Source organism: uncultured Dokdonia sp., from assembly GCF_947492815.1.
In the GTDB taxonomy this organism is placed as follows: Bacteria; Bacteroidota; Bacteroidia; order Flavobacteriales; family Flavobacteriaceae; genus Dokdonia.
This window is the reverse complement of sequence record NZ_CANLOB010000001.1, coordinates 336,668-352,506: the sequence shown is the minus strand read 5'-3', so window position 1 is coordinate 352,506 and position 15,839 is coordinate 336,668. Positions and strand designations below refer to the sequence as shown.

Here is a 15,839-nt window from a genome sequence, read left to right as displayed (position 1 = left end):
TTATAATTTACTAATAGAAATTTTTTTTAAAATTGTTCCCGCATTTATATCAAAAAAGAGCACTTTACCACTATTGTAATCTATAGGATCAATAGTAATCGTATTAGTCGCAATACCTAATCCATTTGTAAGTACTTCTTGTGCATCAAAGCTTGGCGTAGTTGTTAATGCAGTGCCATTAACGAGTGTTGTTTTATCTTCATTAAAGTTAAACTCTACACGCATGCCTGATAGTTTTTCTCCAGCGGCATTTTCCATGACGACCTCAATAGGTACGCTATAGATATTATTTTGTAGTACAGGTTCTTGATAGTTACAACGTAATACTATTTGTGGTACTCCTTCATTAGGCATTGTAGCCACAAAACGACCACTAATAGTACTCACCACTTCACTAGATGTTTGAGAAGTTTTTTGCTGAGGTTTCATAGGCCTAAACATCATTTTAGGTTTGTAATACACAGCACTTTTAGAAGGAAATGCATCGTCATTTGCTGGTGATTGTGGAGCAGTTGTTGATGTCTGTTGAGGAGTGCTTTCAAACTCTGAAGTGACTTGTAAATTAAAATCCAAATAGGGGATTTGATACATGGTATTAGGGCGTCCATACTCATCGTAGGGTTCCATGTTTCTTAGTTTATGTTGTGCTTCATTAAGACTGTCTGTGATTCCTAGTAGAATCTCTTTAAGTGTTAATGCACCTGATGATTGATTATCCATAGTATATATAGGTTAAAAAAACCGATCGTCTTTTTTTTGTTGTTTACGTTCTTGAGCTCTTGCTTGCTTTCTAGCTTCGGCTTTGAGTTCTTCTTTTTTAAGTGCTAGCGCTTCTTTTAATCGCTCTTTTTTTAATAAATCTCGTTTCTCCCAAAGACCTTTTGCGATTTTAGGAGCTACATTCATTTTACGTTCTATTTCTTTTTTGTGCTTTTTTGTTTGCGAAACAGCGTCTCTTTTTTTATCAAGAATATCTCCCCAATTCTTTTTGATATCAGGTTTTTTAAAAGGCATTTCTTTTTTTGAAACTACCTTTTTGATATCGACAGTAAGCTTATGTATAGCTCCTTTTTTATTTTTTGAATCTAGGTATGCATACGCATCTTCTACAGGCTTCTTTATACGTTTAGGAATTGCTTCTTGTACTCTTTTATCTTTGAGTATATCTAATGCCTTTTGCTTTGTGGTCTCTTGTTTTTGAATCCATTTTGAAACAGTCTCTTTTTGTTCTTTGAGTTGCGCTAATGAACGTTGTGTGGTTTGCTCTCTTTTTGAAAGCCATTGTTGTGCCTCTTGCTTTTTTTCTTTAATGACTTTATTAGTTTCAAGACGTTCTTTAAGCCATTGTTCTATATCATTTTTGGTATGCTTTTTATGTACACGATTTTTTGGCTTTGAAAAAGAGGAATCCTTCTTGTTAACAGGTCTTTTTTTTCTTGTTGTTTCTTTTTTTGAAACAGGAGCAACTCGCTTTCTTTTAGGTTTGGTTACTGTTGGTTTTTTGGCATGTTTTTTCTCCCATGCAGCAGCTTCCTTTTTTTCTTTTTTCTTTTTTTCTAAGAGAGAGGCTCTGTTATCAGCCCATTTTTTTTCATCTTTTTTCTTTTTTGAAATGGGAATAATTTCGCTTTCGCGAAAGCGTGAATCTCCAGCATCCTTTTTTTGTGTACCAGGAGCATTTTTAAGAGCGTGTTCTAGCTGTTCTTTTTCTTTAAGTAATGCTTGAATATCCTCATGATCTTTAAGAATATCTTCAAAATCTAAGGAAGTCGCTTTTTGCTCCTTCGTTTTATGTTTTGGAGTTGTGTCTTTTAGGAATGAGGTCCACTTTTTTGCCATTATCTATGATGAAGGGTTTTCAGTACGTAATAATTCTTTTAATCGTTGTTCAAAAATTGCGGGAGAAGGTACTGTTACCAGTTTGGTGCGAATCATCGAACTCCCTTCTGCCGAGTATTGATACTTTTGAGAGTAACTCGCATTTACAGATGCCGTTACCATAAAGGCTCTCACTTTTACCTCAGCACCAATCTTAAATTCGCTTGACTGAGACATAGAAAAAGAGGTTTTAATTTCCATAAGTGTATCTACATACTGATAAAATGTAGGTGTAAATCCTAAAGCAAGCAGACTGTACCCTGGCTCTCCTTCTTTTAGCTTAATAAGTGTATTAGGATCTTGAACTAGTTTACCATCATCATCTTCTTTAAAACCAGACATCATCTGAGCGATCTTAATAGATACTTTATCCAATGCATATTGTGCCTCAGCAATCCCAGTCCCGAGATTTTTAACCATCTCGGGAAGGGGTGCATTCATGAGTTCTTTGGTGATATTAGCCATTACCTCTAGTTATTAGTAGCTTCTCCTCTTGCAATTTCCATTTGTTCTTGTATACGCTGTTCCAGAATTGCTGGTGGTGGGATAGGAACAAGTTTGGTACGCATCAAACTAGAACCTTCTGCAGAATAGCTAAACTTCTGCGAATAGTTTGCATTTACTTGTGTTGTTGTGATGTTACGACTTGCTCTAATTTGACCTCTTCTAAAACCAATAGATGCACTTCTGGTTTTACTATCTCTCTTAATATTTACACTAGAAGACCCTTCTCTTGTAAATTTAATAGCCACTTTTGCTTCTATGATGGTATCTACAAATTGGTAAAACGTAGGTGTAAACCCTAATTCTAACATTGAAAGACGTTGTGGGATGAAAATCTCGGTCAATACTGGTGAAGCAGAAGCGAGAAGTTCTATCTTAGTTTCATCAAGGCTGAATGTACTAGGATTACTACTAGTATCTTCATCACGTACATATCGGAATATATTTGCATTATGCGCATCTGTATTTACTATATGTGTTTGACTAGAAGCAGCAGTATCAAAATTACCATCGGTAGTATCAAATACATGAGTACCTCCAGTAGCTGCTTCAACATACATAGGTCTAAAAATCTGATTTTTTATACTATCATCTGTTGTGGTATTGTAAATGGTAACAGCATCAGAAATAGACACTCTTTCTTTTCCAAAGAAGACGCGACTATCTGTAAATGTTGTATTCCCATTTTCATCGGTGATGGTGTCAAGACCTCCCATCATTTCGGCGACTTCGATAGAGTTTTCGTCGAGTGCCATTTGCCCTTCTGCGATTGCAAACGCCATCTGGCGTATCATATCGCCCATAGGTACGTCAAGAATTTCTTGACCTATACGTGGATTGTTATTAAACATAGTTTTTATTTTTAATTATTAGTGATTTAAATCGTTATGAATCTGCAGCGAGTTCTTTTAATAGTTCATGATACGTGTCTGGTGCAGGTATGGCAACAATACGAGCAGCAATAGAAGAAGCACCTTCAGCACTCATTTCAAACTTCCTAGCATAACTTGCGGTAAGACTTGCACTAAACATTTCTGTCTTTTTCTCTATACTTCCGCCTATACTAAAGGATTCTGATTCTGATAATGAGAATTCTAGTTTTGCCTCTACTGTGGCTTCGGTAAACTGATAAAAGGTAGGTGCAAATCCTAAAGCAATCAGACTATATTGCTGATCTCCAATAGTTACTTGATTTGCACTCATCGCATTTGAAAGTTGTATAGAATTTTTATCTAATGCAGCCTGTGCATTGGCAATAGAAACTCCCAATTGCTCAATGAGCTTAGGAAGTGGTGCATTGACCAATGTTCTTGATATTTCAGCACCAACAGACATTAAGAGGCATTATTTGAATTAGACAATACCTGAGTGATGTAATCCAAAAATTCTTGCGGTGCTGGTACTGATTTCATTCTAGCGGCAAGAGAAGCATTTCCTTCTACAGACATATCAAATTGTCGCGAAGTTCTAAAATCAATACTTCCACTTACGGCAAATGTTTTGTTACCATCTACTTCTTTTGAAGACGTATTTAAACGTGTCTTAGAAGTCTCTGTTTCACTTACAAATACTTTTGTTTTTTCTTTGTCAAGTTCGGCAGAGGCAACACCATCTACAGTCACATCAAGCTCTTCTGATTCACTATTATATACGGTATAGTTTACCATAGACTCTTCGTGTAGTAAGTAGCTAAGTTCTCCCACTTTTTCATGATGGAATCCTGCAATCAAACTTTTGCTAGAGAGTTTAGAGCTCTCATCTACAGCAGCTTCTTTAATAACAACTTCTTCGCCTCCATAGGTAAATTTGATAATTGTAGGAGGAGTAACAGCTGAGGTGTCTTCCAGAACAATAAATTTATTTGCATCAGTAGAAGCTACATTAGGAGTTGCTTGAGCAGCATTGATTTCTCCCCCTTTAAAGAAAATGTAATCATTATCTGAGATGACCTCTATAGATACATATCTAAGATTTTCATCTCTTGCAGTAGCTCCATTTGCTAACTTTTCACCTTCATAGAGTGCGCTTTTAATTCTATCTTTAAGCGTAGGATCATCACTTATTTTTCCAAAGAAATGACTTGTGATAGCATCTACTCTTCGTTTACTAAGATCTTTATTATAATCAGCATCACCACTTCCATCAGTATATCCTATGATATTGATTTTTGAGTCTGTATCCTCTCTTAATACTTGTCCTAATACATCTAAGTATAGAGATAACTCTGGAGTTGCATTTGAAACAGTTCCTTCCTGATAGGTTGGATCAAATACATCTTTATCCCATCCAAAATAGATTTTAGGTTTTTCAAATGTACTCCCATCTGTTGTAAAACCATCTTCTGTTAGACCGTATACAGTGCCTGTATTTTCTGTTTTTGCTCTATTGAATGTTGTATTGAATGTTCCGTATTTTTTGAAACTCTTACTAGTGTTTAGGTTAATATCTATTCCACTAGCACTTGTTGTTGGATAGACACTATCTAATTTTAGGAGTCCATAAGAACTTGTAGGTGTTTGAGGAATATATACTGTAACATAAGGCCCTGCTTTGCGTATAATAACTCCTGTTGACGATTGGTTTACGACTTCTTTAGCCTCTTCGATCTCTTTACTTACACGATACTCTTGGTTATTAGTACGTACATTTTCTCCAAAGGTTTCAATTCTTGAAATTGCTCCATCTTCCTGATGCATGTTGTAAGAATCAGCATTAAGGGTGATGTTGCTTTCTATTTTCGCTTTAAGCGAAATGTCTTTTACAGACTTAAACTCTTTTCGGGTTTTCTTCTTCTTTTTGTCTTCTAGACTCTTAAAGAAATCTTTATCAAAATCGGCATTACTTTTATAGTCTGCACTTAGTTTTAAACTAAATTCATCTGATTTTTTTAATGCCATACGTAAGCTTATAGAAGCGCTTACATCTGCATAATCAAAAGAATAAAAAGCAGGTGTGAATCCTAATTCTAATAAAGATTTATCGCCTACTTCGGTTTCAGAAAGCTTGGTCAATTGTTTGATAGAATTATCATCCAATTTTTCCTGGGCTTCTGCAATGCCAAGTGCAAGCGATGTAATAATATCTGTAACATCTACTTGCTGTAAAATGCTAGCACCGTTTGTAATATCTTCGGTATAACTCATAGTTTTTGTATTTTAAATAATTAAGAAATGATTTCTGGAAGCTCAAAAGCTATTTTAGGGTTGATAAGATCTGCACGAACAATAAAGTATTGGTGCTTCTTTTGTAAGGCCGCGATTTGTTGTTTGGTAATCATAAAACCACGTTGCAACCAGTTTACTAATTGATCTGTAATAGGTTGTTTTCCATTGCCTACATGACTTTGAGCCTCTTTAAGTAGCTCTAATGAGATATCTTTCTCATCTTTATGCAAGTACTGTATAGCTTTCTTTTCTAATACAGTAGCGTAGTGCTTTTTTATAAGTGCACTATCGTCACTTTTCTGATCCAGAAAATCTATATAGCGTTCACAAAAACTAATCACCTCATCATGAGCGCCAGATAGTTCTAAAGCTTCCATCACGCACTGACTATAATGCTGAAAGAAGATTTCGCTATCCTTAGATTGTTGCATCATTTTGATAGCTTCTTTATAATGACGTAAGGCTTCTTTGTAGTTTCCTTCCAGACTATACATCTTTCCTTTTTCAGCAATACGTATATGTAATGTTTCGTTTTTAGTATGTGTTTCCATTAAGCAGTGATTTCTATAGATGTTTGTATCTCGATTAATTTTGATTCGATATAACGAGCGATCAATTTTTTGATGAATGGCGAACTCCAAGATTGACCTTCTTTTGAAGGAAGTTGGTCTTCGGTAATAAATTGACTTAGTAAATTTCGTGTGGCCTCTAGATCGATTATTGGATCTATATGTACTTGCGTATCTGTGGTAGCTAAAGCTCTACATGCACAGTGTAATCCCGTTGCTTTATACGTTTCTATTTGTGTAATAGCTTCTTGTATCGTGATTCCTTCTTCTAGTTGTACGGGAAGGTTTGTTAGTACAGTATCTATAATTTCTTCTGGCATCCCAATGGTAGTCATAAGAGTTTCTTTATGACGAGGATTGGATGTCGTTACTTTTTCCAGAAGTAGTTCATAACGAAGATGACTCTCATTGCAAATCGTTAGTTTATTACTGGTGCCATATTTACGCCATATATGCTGACTGTCACTGTATGAAATATTAATAAAGGGGTATTCTTTTGTGTTTAACTCTTTAGAAATCTGTTCTTGTAATAGCTTTTCATCAGGTTGCACCGTGATTGTATAGGTGTCTTTTGCTACTTGAGAAGCTACTACTCTAGCATCCACTCTTTTTGAAAATGCATCTACTGTTGCTTTTGACACGTTACCAAGTACAATACCTGAGGGTTCTGCTAGGAGATGAAAAGCCTCTTTAAGGCTACATCCTAAAAATTCGCTTACTTGACGTGTTACGGTAGGCAATGCTTCTATGTCTTCTATGTATACACTTATTTCATAGCTCGCATTACTAACGGGTATGGATACTGAGGCATCTTGAACGCTTACTTCTAGACCTAATTGTGATAAGGTGGTTGTTGCTTTTTCAGCAAGTGTTTTATCTACTTTATGCAATAATACCGAAGGCGCTCCATAAATAAGTTTTGTTATAAGTTCTTGCGGAATTTCAAAGGCATCTGAGAGTATTTTTGAAGCTACGGGTTTTGCAGTACCTATAGAGTCAATAATTACTGAACTGGTCATCATATTCTTTTTGTTTTAGAAATCAGAATCCCAAAATTCACATAATTATTATGGACTTATAAGGGGTAATAGATGTTATTAATAAAGTCAAATACCCCTTTTTTTTATAGGTAAAGTACTTGTACTTTTTAAATATTTATGTGTATAGGCTTTAACGCTTCACTCTTCCTATGGTTTTGAGTCTCACAGGTTCGCTTTCGCGAAAGCGTATAAAAAAGAATAAGAATTCGCTCATAGTATATTTTAGTAAAGCAAAGACTATTCAAATATTTTGTCTCTGATCTTTTTAAAACAGAAGTTCTAATTTGAGCTCAGGAACAAAAGGTGTTAAACCAAGATCTCGCTTTTTCAGCAGGATTTGTTCAACTATCTATTTTATATGCGCCTTACAGACTTTACAGAATAGTGTTTTACTAATACATGTTCAGATGAATCCAATAGATAAGAAGTGTAGCCTTCCCCTTAAAAACTATTATATTTGCTCATATGATAAAATCTATGACAGGTTTCGGGAAAAGTGTTATACAACTGCCCGGAAAGAAAATTACCATTGAGGTTAAATCTCTGAATAGTAAGAGCCTTGATTTAAATGCACGTATCCCATCTACGTATAGAGAAAAAGAACTTGCAATGCGTAATCGTGTAGCAAAATCATTAGAACGTGGAAAAGTAGATTTTGCTTTATATGTAGAAAGCACAGGCGAAAACACAAACACCAAGGTGAATGAAGGGATCGTAAAAGAATATATGCGACAGTTAAGTAATGTGGCTAATAGTGATGAGGTGGAGTTGCTAAAGATGGCAGTACGTCTTCCAGATGCTTTAAAGACAGAGCGTGAAGAGATGGATGAAAATGAGTACAAAAGTATCTTAACTACATTAGATAAAGCACTAGAAGAAATCAATGTGTATCGATCTGATGAAGGTGCTTCTCTAAAAAGTGAATTTGAATTACGTGTTAAAAATTTACAAGAATTATTAGAGAAGGTCATTGTTATGGATGTAGACCGTCTAGATACTGTAAAAGTACGCTTGGAAAGAGCGGTAGCAGATCTTAAAGTAGAACTTGATGAAAATCGTTTTGAACAAGAACTTGTCTACTATCTAGAAAAATATGATATCACAGAAGAAAAAGTACGTCTTAAAAACCATTTAGAATATTTTACGGAGGCGCTAAATTCTGACAATTCTAATGGAAAAAAATTAGGTTTTATCAGTCAGGAGATAGGTCGTGAGATCAATACCATTGGCTCTAAGTCTAATTATGCACCTATGCAACAGCTCGTGGTACAGATGAAAGACGAGTTAGAGAAAATAAAAGAACAAATGCTTAACGTACTTTAAGAAATAAGACGTGACAGAAATAAAAGAACACTCCGGTAAACTTATTGTTTTTTCAGCTCCTTCAGGAAGTGGAAAAACCACTATTGTACGTCATTTATTGGCTCAAGAAGCGTTTAGTCTAGAATTTAGTATCTCTGCAACAAGCCGTGAGGCTAGAGGAGAAGAGCAAGATGGGAAGGATTACTATTTTATTTCTTTAAAGGAATTTAAGCAGCATATCAAAGACGAAAACTTTCTAGAATGGGAAGAAGTGTATAGAGATAACTTTTACGGAACACTGAAAGAAGAAGTGCATCGTATTTGGGCTATGGGCAAACATGTGATTTTTGATATTGATGTGGTAGGAGGATTACGTATTAAAAAGAAATTTCCAGAACGAACACTTGCTGTCTTTGTAAAGCCTCCTAGTGTAGACGAGCTTAAAATACGTCTTAAGAAACGTAAAACAGAAAGTGAAGACAAGATCAATATGCGTATTGCAAAAGCTTCTGTAGAACTTGCAACAGCACCTCAGTTTGACCATATCATTCTTAATGATAATTTAGATAAAGCTTTGGAGGAAGCTGATAAACTTGTTGAAGAGTTTATAAAGATTCCATTACCTAGAGACGAAGAGGAAGAAGAATAAATAAGCCTATAATTAATTATGAAAATAGGACTGTACTTTGGCACATTTAATCCTATACACGTAGGACATCTAGCCATTGCAAATCATATGGCAGAGTATAGTGATTTGGATAAAATCTGGATGGTCATTACTCCACATAATCCTTTTAAAAAGAAAAGTAGCTTGCTAGACAACCATCATAGATATCAAATGGTGCAACTGGCTTTAGATACGTATTCAAAAATTGAAGCTAGCAAGATAGAATTTACACTTCCGCAACCTAACTATACAGTAAATACACTTGCGTACTTACAAGAAAAATATCCAGACTATGAGTTTTGTCTTATTATGGGAGAAGACAATTTAAAAAGCTTTCATAAATGGAAAAACTATGAAGTAATCTTAGAAAATCATGAGTTGTACGTATACCCTCGTATCTCTGAAGGTGTTATAGAAACGCGATTTGATAATCATCCTAAAATACATCGCGTAGCAGCTCCTATTATGGAAGTCTCGTCTACAGCGATACGTAATGGGATTAAGGAAAAGAAGAATGTGCGACCACTACTTCCTTATGAGGTGTTTCAATATCTTGACGAAATGAATTTTTATAAGTCTTAGCTATATGCCTAAACTTGATCCAGAACAGAGATATACCAAAAGAGCGTATTACTTCGGGGTTCTTGCGTTGATTTCCTTTTTAGTGACACGAGGACTCATTAGTGTGCAAAGGCTCACAGCAACATCATTACCTGCTATTTTAATTGTACTTATAATAATCGTTTGTATTTTTTGTGGTATTGCGTGTGTATATAGTATTTATATGGGAAGGAAAGAACAGGGTTCTCCTAAGAAAGCAATCTCCACTTTTTTAGGTCTTGGATCTGTTATTTATATTATACTCTTGATTAAAGATTTATTCTCAGTTAGTTATTAAAAATAAAGGCCAATTATAAAATAATTAGCCTTTATGTAGAATGTCATTTTGTTGTTTAGAAAATAATTGGAGGAGTGCCTCCATCGTCAGTATCACAATCTGATAACAATGCACTTACGTACATTGCCCAGTTATTGCCTTCAAACTCTTGACCTTCTGCCCAAGCAGTTTCTCCACCTGTAGGACCAGAAACTTCTGCGTGTGCAGCAAAACAATAGTTGTCATCTAAAACAGATGTGTCGAGTATGTAAACTACTTGATTTGTTCCATCACTATGTGTTGAAGAATGTTCAAAATGCCCTACTTTAGGGTTTCCAGAACCTGTAGTAGGAATTGTTTGTTCAGCACAATTACCAATACTTAAATGTGTAGCTCCTATGGTCCAGTCTTCATTTGTAGTATACGTAATGATAATATCACTACCATCTACATCTACTGTAACACTACCAGCTATATGATGCTGACCAGCAATAAGATTTGTAGATAAGCAAGGTTCATTTCCTCCATCTGGTAAGGAAATCCTGTTGTTGTGCTGGGTTACATCATTAATAATAGCTTCAGTAACTCTAAAATTAGGGTCTAATGAAAGATTTAAAGAATCGTCTTCAATTTGTTCGGGGGAACAACTTTGCATTAGCAGTGTAACTAATGCAAATAGTTGCAAGGTAATTTTCTTCATAATTATATTGATTTGGGGTTAATCGGGCTAAATCTAAAAATTAAGAACCACATAATCGATAAAAAACATAACTATTCGATATAATACACAAAAACTTATTAAATCTATGGGAAAAATGTTAAAATATTACGGATAAACAGTACTGTTTCTACTATTTGTTATGAATAATATTTTACACAAAAAGAAACCGCCCACACTATAAATTAACACTAGGTGAGCGGTTTCAAACTAAATAACCAACCAAAATTTTTATAGCGCTGTTAGCTTTTGAAGCTTTTTTGTTTTAAGCGCTTGTATGTCTTTTTTAATGTCCTCCGTTTTCTTTCTATATTTTGGAGTACTCTTATCTTTATTTTCTTCAGAAGTTCTATACTGTATGTATCCTCTTCCTTTAAATTCATAGGTTGTTCCAGAACTTACTTGAAACAATTCTATGGTTTCGTCATCTATAACGATGAGTTCAAAAAATTCATTGTCTGGAAAGTTATAATCTAATGTTAAAGTTTTTTGATACAAATTTCCAGGTACATCATCTACATCATAGATGCCGTCATAATCCCAAAATATAGTATCAATAGCCGTGCCATTTATATCTTCTGAACTTCTAAAATTACCATTTTGTCCAGCTGGAAGGAATTGTAAGAAATTTTCATTATCAAAAGGGTTTACGTTTCCTTCTTCACTTGTATAGGTTTTTTCCCAAGCTTCAAACTCTTGTAAGAAATAATGAATATTTTCATAAAACACAAGGTCATAATCAAAAGTACTTCTCTGATATCCTTCTAAAATATAGGTTGCTCCAGTATTAGGATGAAATAATTCTATTTCATTTACAGACAGCTGGCGCACATCAAAACTATACGATCCATCTAAATCATGAAATGCATCTAATTCAAAATTTACCGTATTATAGTATCCTACATCTATTCCAAAACCACCACCGTTACTACCAATACCAGAAAGATTATTATTTGCAAAGATATTTCCGTTTCTAAAAGAGACTGTAAACGCTTTTTGTAAAAAAGGAATCACTGTATTACCTGATGAACGATTAATATCTACATACCAGATTTCATAATCATTTAATACATCATGTAATGTAATAACTGGTGCGTCTACTACTACAATATCATCTTCTACAATTACTTCTGTATAACACGAAGTACATAAAATTGCTACTAGTGCAAATGCCGAAAGGAGTTTGATCGTCTTCATAATCTTACCGTTTTTTGATTTGCTTATATAAAACCAAATGGCGTGCCAAAAATATAAATAACTAATAATCATTAATTTAAGTGTTGTTTGTGCGCTTTCGCGAAAGCGTACTCAGCCTTACATCTATAGGAGAAATGATAAAAAATGTCTTATTTTTACAAAAAGCGTATACTCATAAGTGCATGAAACGAACATTCATAAATTTTAAAAGTAAGTTCATAGAATACAACTTGTAAAATTTTTAATGTGAGAACGTAATGATGACACACGTTCTTAATTTTATGAATACATTATTGAGTGATTATTAAAATGTAAACGTGTGAAAGAAAAACCAACATTTGGGGTTATTGGCGGAGGAAGTTGGGCAACAGCTATTGTAAAAATGCTCTGCGAAAACTTAGACCAAGTAGGGTGGTATATGCGAAGTGTGTATGCTATAGAACATCTAAAAAGAGAACAACACAACCCGAGTTATTTAAGCGCTGTAGAGTTTGATCCTAATCAGTTATTATTAAGTAATGAGATTAATGAGATTATAAACTATGCAGATATTATTGTTTTTGCTGTACCATCTGCTTTTATAGGTGGTGAGCTTAAAAATATGACAGCTTCTTTAGAAGGGAAAATTATATTTTCTGCTATTAAGGGAATCATGCCTGAAAGTGGAAAATTAGTGGGGGCCCATTTTCATGATATTTATAACATTCCTTTTGAAAATATAGGAGTTATCTCTGGGCCTTGTCATGCAGAAGAAGTAGCGCTTGAGCGATTATCCTATTTAACGATTGCTTGTGCAAATAATGAGATTGCTCAAACGGTAGCAGATCACGTGTCTTGTCATTATATAAAATGTACTACGAGTGATGATATTATCGGAATAGAATATGCAGCAACACTTAAAAATATTTATGCTATTGCTGCTGGAATTGCTCATGGTTTAGGGTATGGAGATAATTTTCAGAGTGTTTTGATGAGTAATGCTATACGAGAGATTAAACGTTATGTAAAACGTGCTCATAAGATGAAACGTGATATCAATGGATCTGCTTATCTAGGAGATTTATTAGTGACTGGATATTCTGTTTTTAGTAGAAATAGAATGTTTGGAAATATGATAGGTAAGGGGTATACGGTGAAGAGTGCACAAATGGAAATGTCTATGGTTGCTGAAGGGTATTATGCTGCAAAAAGTGCTTTAGATCTTAATAATACACGAGATAAAAAAGCACGTATTCCTATTATAGAAGCGGTGCATAGTATTTTATATAAAGGGAAAGAGCCTAAAAAAGTTTTTAAGAAGCTCGCAGATAGATTGGATTAAAAATAATAATGGGTAAGAATTTATAGATTTTAGAACTACTTACAAATAGTACTATAAATTTCTAATAAAATATACCACATTATGCATAAGTTCAATAAAAATAACCTTTGTTTCATACTATTTCTATGCTCATTTTTCTGTTATTCTCAGGATAAAATAGATTGGCAAAATGCGCTTGGAGGAGAGGTGTTTGAGACATTAGAAGACATTGTACAGACAGAAAATGGATACTTTCTTGCTGGATGTACTCTTCTTTCAGGAATGACAGGCGATATCACAGAACCTCCAATTGGAGATGAAGGATCTGATTTTTGGTTTGTCAGATTAGACAATCAAGGAGAAATTATATGGGATCGTGTTATTGGAACGAGCGATTTTGATTTTGTCAAGAGTGTAGATTACACTAATGATGATGGATTTATAGTCATTGCCAATAATGTAGCTACTTCATTATCCGGCGATCTAACAGAAGTGACGAATGGGTCTACAGACGCTTGGGTTTTTAAATTAGATGCTCAGGGAATTATAGAATGGCAAAATAGTTTTGGAGGAACAGACCTTGATGCACCTGTATATATCGAACAAACAACAGATGGCGGTTATATAACGCTCATCAGATCTCGATCTAATATATCTGGAGATAAAACCGAAAATTCGCAAGGAGGCTTTGATTACTGGGTTGTAAAACTAGATGAATCAGGGGTTATAGACTGGCAAAATACGATCGGAGGAAATGGGTTTGATAATCCTAATACAATATTGCAAACTCCAGATGGTGGTTATGTTGTAGGAGGAACATCAGGATCAAGTGTTTCAGGTGATAAAACAGAACCTAATGTTGGATCCATAGATTTATGGGTATTAAAATTAGATAATCAAGGTGCTATAGAATGGCAAAATACTATTGGAGGACCTGATTCTGATTCTCTCAATTCTTTAACATTAACTCAAGATGGAGGTTATATTCTAAACTCAACCTCTCTTTCTGGAATAGGTGGGGATAAAACAGAAGATTCAAGAGGAGAACAAGATTATTGGGTCGTTAAACTAAGTGAATCTGGAGAAATTGAATGGGATAAAACATTAGGTGGTAGTGATGGAGATTTTGGACAATCTGCTGTTGAATTTACGAATGGTAATTTTGTTATAGGAGGGTTTAGTGAATCTGATATTTCAGGAGATAAAATTGACGCTACAAATGGAGGTAGAGATTATTGGGTGTTAACGTTAAGTCCTGGTGGTGAATTGCTTAGGCAAGTGGCTGTTGGAGGAGATGATACGGACCAATTTATAGAGCTTTTAGAAGAAACAGATGGTACTGCTGTCTTAGCTGGATATTCTAGATCATCACTGTCTGGTGATAAGGATGAAGAACAAGAAGGTTATTGGATAGTAAAGCTCACAGAAGAAGCTTTAGGTATAGAAGATACCCAAGAAACAATTTCATTAAACATATATCCAAACCCTGCAGAAGCGTTTCTTTCTGTAGCTACTCCTAAAAAGATTTTGAAGTATGAAATCACAAATAATGTAGGACAAATACTTATTACAAAAGAATTTGATAATACCACAATAAATGTAGATGAATTATCTAGAGGGATCTACTATATAAGGCTATATATGGATAATAATGAGCAAGAGGTAAAACGTTTTGTAAAAAGTTAATCTCATTTAGCTAAAACACCCTTTTTATTTATTACAGGTACTGTTACAAGATTTGATTCCTTAATACTATTTGCTGGAAACTCCCAACGTTTTTCATACATCTTATTGTTAAGGAAGTAGGTAACTGAGTAAAAATTATCTAGTTTAAAGACGCTTTCTTCCATAAATTCAATTTTGGCAAATCCTTTAGCAGGTAAGATCTCAATTTTATGACGCATATGCGTTGTCATTTGCGTGTCATTATAGCCTTGAACTGTGATAAGAACAATTTCTAGAGGTTCATTACCGTCATTAACGATATATGCATTCCAATCTTCTGTTTTAAACTCTTCATGAAGCTCTTTTACAGCAGTGATGTATACATCTTTTACTTCAGGAATCTCAATATCTTTACGCATGATTTATGGCATTAGAATAAAACAATAAGGGTTGGAGGTCATCGGGCAGTGTGATGGTTTTAATATACTTGAGGCCTAATTTTTCTAGTAATCGTTGTGAGCCTACATTTTCTTTTACAGTAATTCCGTTTACGTGGGTAATTCCGTGTGCTTCTTTCCCGTATTCCATGAGTTTAGAAGTACTTTCATACCCATACCCTTTTCGTTCATAGGAGGGTAAAAAGGCAAAACCAACATCAATTCCCTCTAAGCTTTCTCTATCATAAAGACCACAACACCCTATTTTATGATGATCTTCTTTTCGTATGACGGTATAATTGCCAAACTGCTTTGCTTCAAATTGAGGAAGCATTTTTACTTTGATATAATTTATGGCATCTTCTTCAGTACGTACTTTTCGATCTCCTATATACAGGAGCCATTTAGGAGTATTGAGTAATTCTAATACAAAAGAAGCGTCTTCTATAGACGTAGGTCGCATATATAGACGTTCAGTTTCAAAAGTATACTCTTTCATAACTCTTAACTCTGGATATTAG

Annotated in this window: 18 protein-coding genes; 6 read left to right on the top strand and 12 right to left on the bottom strand. The window is 34.5% G+C overall.

Annotated elements, in window-relative coordinates; translation table 11 throughout:
* The 8 genes from Q1A01_RS01810 to Q1A01_RS01775 are packed head-to-tail and all read right to left on the bottom strand — an operon-like array spanning position 1 to position 7,137.
* Positions 1-720, bottom strand: coding sequence for a hypothetical protein (locus Q1A01_RS01810; RefSeq protein WP_299675067.1), 720 nt, complete (start codon positions 718-720; stop codon positions 1-3).
* A gap of 12 nt (positions 721-732) precedes the next feature.
* Positions 733-1,839: a hypothetical protein gene (locus Q1A01_RS01805; RefSeq protein ID WP_299675064.1), complete on the bottom strand. Its 1,107-nt coding sequence runs from the start codon at positions 1,837-1,839 to the stop codon at positions 733-735.
* A 3-nt stretch (positions 1,840-1,842) separates the two neighbouring features.
* Entirely contained in the window at positions 1,843-2,343 is a 501-nt protein-coding gene (locus Q1A01_RS01800) for a hypothetical protein (protein WP_299675061.1), read from the bottom strand.
* A gap of 5 nt (positions 2,344-2,348) precedes the next feature.
* On the bottom strand, positions 2,349-3,233 hold the full coding sequence (locus Q1A01_RS01795; protein WP_299675058.1) for a hypothetical protein: 885 nt from the start codon (positions 3,231-3,233) through the stop codon (positions 2,349-2,351).
* Positions 3,234-3,267: 34 nt separating this feature from the next.
* The gene (locus Q1A01_RS01790; RefSeq protein ID WP_299675055.1) at positions 3,268-3,717 is read right to left on the bottom strand and encodes a hypothetical protein; all 450 of its coding nucleotides are present in this window, start codon (positions 3,715-3,717) and stop codon (positions 3,268-3,270) included.
* Entirely contained in the window at positions 3,717-5,525 is a 1,809-nt protein-coding gene (locus tag Q1A01_RS01785) for a hypothetical protein (protein WP_299675052.1), read from the bottom strand. Before Q1A01_RS01785 ends, Q1A01_RS01790 begins: the two co-directional genes overlap by 1 nt.
* Before the next feature lie 20 nt (positions 5,526-5,545).
* Positions 5,546-6,097: a hypothetical protein gene (locus tag Q1A01_RS01780; RefSeq protein ID WP_299675049.1), complete on the bottom strand. Its 552-nt coding sequence runs from the start codon at positions 6,095-6,097 to the stop codon at positions 5,546-5,548.
* The gene (locus tag Q1A01_RS01775; protein ID WP_299675046.1) at positions 6,097-7,137 is read right to left on the bottom strand and encodes a hypothetical protein; all 1,041 of its coding nucleotides are present in this window, start codon (positions 7,135-7,137) and stop codon (positions 6,097-6,099) included. The genes Q1A01_RS01780 and Q1A01_RS01775 overlap by 1 nt, the downstream gene beginning before the upstream one ends.
* Before the next feature lie 483 nt (positions 7,138-7,620).
* Here Q1A01_RS01775 and Q1A01_RS01770 point away from each other — a divergent pair, with 483 nt between their 5' ends.
* The 4 genes from Q1A01_RS01770 to Q1A01_RS01755 are packed head-to-tail and all read left to right on the top strand — an operon-like array spanning position 7,621 to position 10,022.
* Positions 7,621-8,478, top strand: coding sequence for a YicC/YloC family endoribonuclease (locus tag Q1A01_RS01770; protein ID WP_299675043.1), 858 nt, complete (start codon positions 7,621-7,623; stop codon positions 8,476-8,478).
* 19 nt (positions 8,479-8,497) lie between these two features.
* Positions 8,498-9,106 carry a guanylate kinase gene (gene gmk / locus Q1A01_RS01765; RefSeq protein ID WP_299675589.1) on the top strand — a complete coding sequence of 203 codons (609 nt, stop codon included), beginning with the start codon at positions 8,498-8,500 and terminating at the stop codon, positions 9,104-9,106.
* An 18-nt stretch (positions 9,107-9,124) separates the two neighbouring features.
* Positions 9,125-9,706, top strand: coding sequence for a nicotinate (nicotinamide) nucleotide adenylyltransferase (gene nadD / locus Q1A01_RS01760; protein ID WP_299675040.1), 582 nt, complete (start codon positions 9,125-9,127; stop codon positions 9,704-9,706).
* 4 nt (positions 9,707-9,710) lie between these two features.
* Complete coding sequence (locus Q1A01_RS01755) at positions 9,711-10,022, top strand: hypothetical protein (protein ID WP_299675037.1); 312 nt, start codon at positions 9,711-9,713, stop codon at positions 10,020-10,022.
* Between the two features lie 55 nt (positions 10,023-10,077).
* Here Q1A01_RS01755 and Q1A01_RS01750 read toward each other — a convergent pair whose 3' ends face one another.
* Positions 10,078-10,701 carry a hypothetical protein gene (locus tag Q1A01_RS01750; RefSeq protein WP_299675033.1) on the bottom strand — a complete coding sequence of 208 codons (624 nt, stop codon included), beginning with the start codon at positions 10,699-10,701 and terminating at the stop codon, positions 10,078-10,080.
* A gap of 249 nt (positions 10,702-10,950) precedes the next feature.
* Positions 10,951-11,916, bottom strand: a complete 966-nt coding sequence (locus Q1A01_RS01745) for a nicotinic acid mononucleotide adenyltransferase (RefSeq protein WP_299675030.1) — start codon at positions 11,914-11,916, stop codon at positions 10,951-10,953.
* A 319-nt stretch (positions 11,917-12,235) separates the two neighbouring features.
* Here Q1A01_RS01745 and Q1A01_RS01740 point away from each other — a divergent pair, with 319 nt between their 5' ends.
* Together Q1A01_RS01740 and Q1A01_RS01735 are read left to right on the top strand one after the other, a co-directional pair.
* The gene (locus tag Q1A01_RS01740) at positions 12,236-13,237 is read left to right on the top strand and encodes an NAD(P)H-dependent glycerol-3-phosphate dehydrogenase (protein WP_299675027.1); all 1,002 of its coding nucleotides are present in this window, start codon (positions 12,236-12,238) and stop codon (positions 13,235-13,237) included.
* 81 nt (positions 13,238-13,318) lie between these two features.
* A complete protein-coding gene (locus tag Q1A01_RS01735; RefSeq protein WP_299675024.1) occupies positions 13,319-14,902 on the top strand; it encodes a T9SS type A sorting domain-containing protein in 1,584 nt (527 codons plus the stop codon).
* A gap of 2 nt (positions 14,903-14,904) precedes the next feature.
* Here Q1A01_RS01735 and Q1A01_RS01730 read toward each other — a convergent pair whose 3' ends face one another.
* Both Q1A01_RS01730 and Q1A01_RS01725 read right to left on the bottom strand, forming a co-directional pair.
* Complete coding sequence (locus tag Q1A01_RS01730) at positions 14,905-15,300, bottom strand: hypothetical protein (protein ID WP_299675021.1); 396 nt, start codon at positions 15,298-15,300, stop codon at positions 14,905-14,907.
* Positions 15,293-15,817 (bottom strand): GNAT family N-acetyltransferase, encoded by a 525-nt coding sequence (locus tag Q1A01_RS01725; RefSeq protein WP_299675018.1) that lies wholly within the window; start codon positions 15,815-15,817, stop codon positions 15,293-15,295. The genes Q1A01_RS01730 and Q1A01_RS01725 overlap by 8 nt, the downstream gene beginning before the upstream one ends.
* Positions 15,818-15,839: the final 22 nt, after the last annotated feature.

What these genes read in the sequence shown, in the direction of transcription:
- nadD (WP_299675040.1), top strand. Translation starts at nt 9,125, where the DNA reads ATGAAAATAGGACTGTACTTTGGCACATTTAATCCTATACACGTAGGA.
- Q1A01_RS01735 (WP_299675024.1), top strand. Translation starts at nt 13,319, where the DNA reads ATGCATAAGTTCAATAAAAATAACCTTTGTTTCATACTATTTCTATGC.
- Q1A01_RS01745 (WP_299675030.1), bottom strand. Translation starts at nt 11,916, where the DNA reads ATGAAGACGATCAAACTCCTTTCGGCATTTGCACTAGTAGCAATTTTA.
- Q1A01_RS01755 (WP_299675037.1), top strand. Translation starts at nt 9,711, where the DNA reads ATGCCTAAACTTGATCCAGAACAGAGATATACCAAAAGAGCGTATTAC.
- Q1A01_RS01770 (WP_299675043.1), top strand. Translation starts at nt 7,621, where the DNA reads ATGATAAAATCTATGACAGGTTTCGGGAAAAGTGTTATACAACTGCCC.
- Q1A01_RS01775 (WP_299675046.1), bottom strand. Translation starts at nt 7,137, where the DNA reads ATGATGACCAGTTCAGTAATTATTGACTCTATAGGTACTGCAAAACCC.
- Q1A01_RS01800 (WP_299675061.1), bottom strand. Translation starts at nt 2,343, where the DNA reads ATGGCTAATATCACCAAAGAACTCATGAATGCACCCCTTCCCGAGATG.
- Q1A01_RS01725 (WP_299675018.1), bottom strand. Translation starts at nt 15,817, where the DNA reads ATGAAAGAGTATACTTTTGAAACTGAACGTCTATATATGCGACCTACG.
- Q1A01_RS01730 (WP_299675021.1), bottom strand. Translation starts at nt 15,300, where the DNA reads ATGCGTAAAGATATTGAGATTCCTGAAGTAAAAGATGTATACATCACT.
- Q1A01_RS01810 (WP_299675067.1), bottom strand. Translation starts at nt 720, where the DNA reads ATGGATAATCAATCATCAGGTGCATTAACACTTAAAGAGATTCTACTA.
- Q1A01_RS01805 (WP_299675064.1), bottom strand. Translation starts at nt 1,839, where the DNA reads ATGGCAAAAAAGTGGACCTCATTCCTAAAAGACACAACTCCAAAACAT.
- Q1A01_RS01780 (WP_299675049.1), bottom strand. Translation starts at nt 6,097, where the DNA reads ATGGAAACACATACTAAAAACGAAACATTACATATACGTATTGCTGAA.
- Q1A01_RS01790 (WP_299675055.1), bottom strand. Translation starts at nt 3,717, where the DNA reads ATGTCTGTTGGTGCTGAAATATCAAGAACATTGGTCAATGCACCACTT.
- Q1A01_RS01750 (WP_299675033.1), bottom strand. Translation starts at nt 10,701, where the DNA reads ATGAAGAAAATTACCTTGCAACTATTTGCATTAGTTACACTGCTAATG.
- Q1A01_RS01785 (WP_299675052.1), bottom strand. Translation starts at nt 5,525, where the DNA reads ATGAGTTATACCGAAGATATTACAAACGGTGCTAGCATTTTACAGCAA.
- Q1A01_RS01795 (WP_299675058.1), bottom strand. Translation starts at nt 3,233, where the DNA reads ATGTTTAATAACAATCCACGTATAGGTCAAGAAATTCTTGACGTACCT.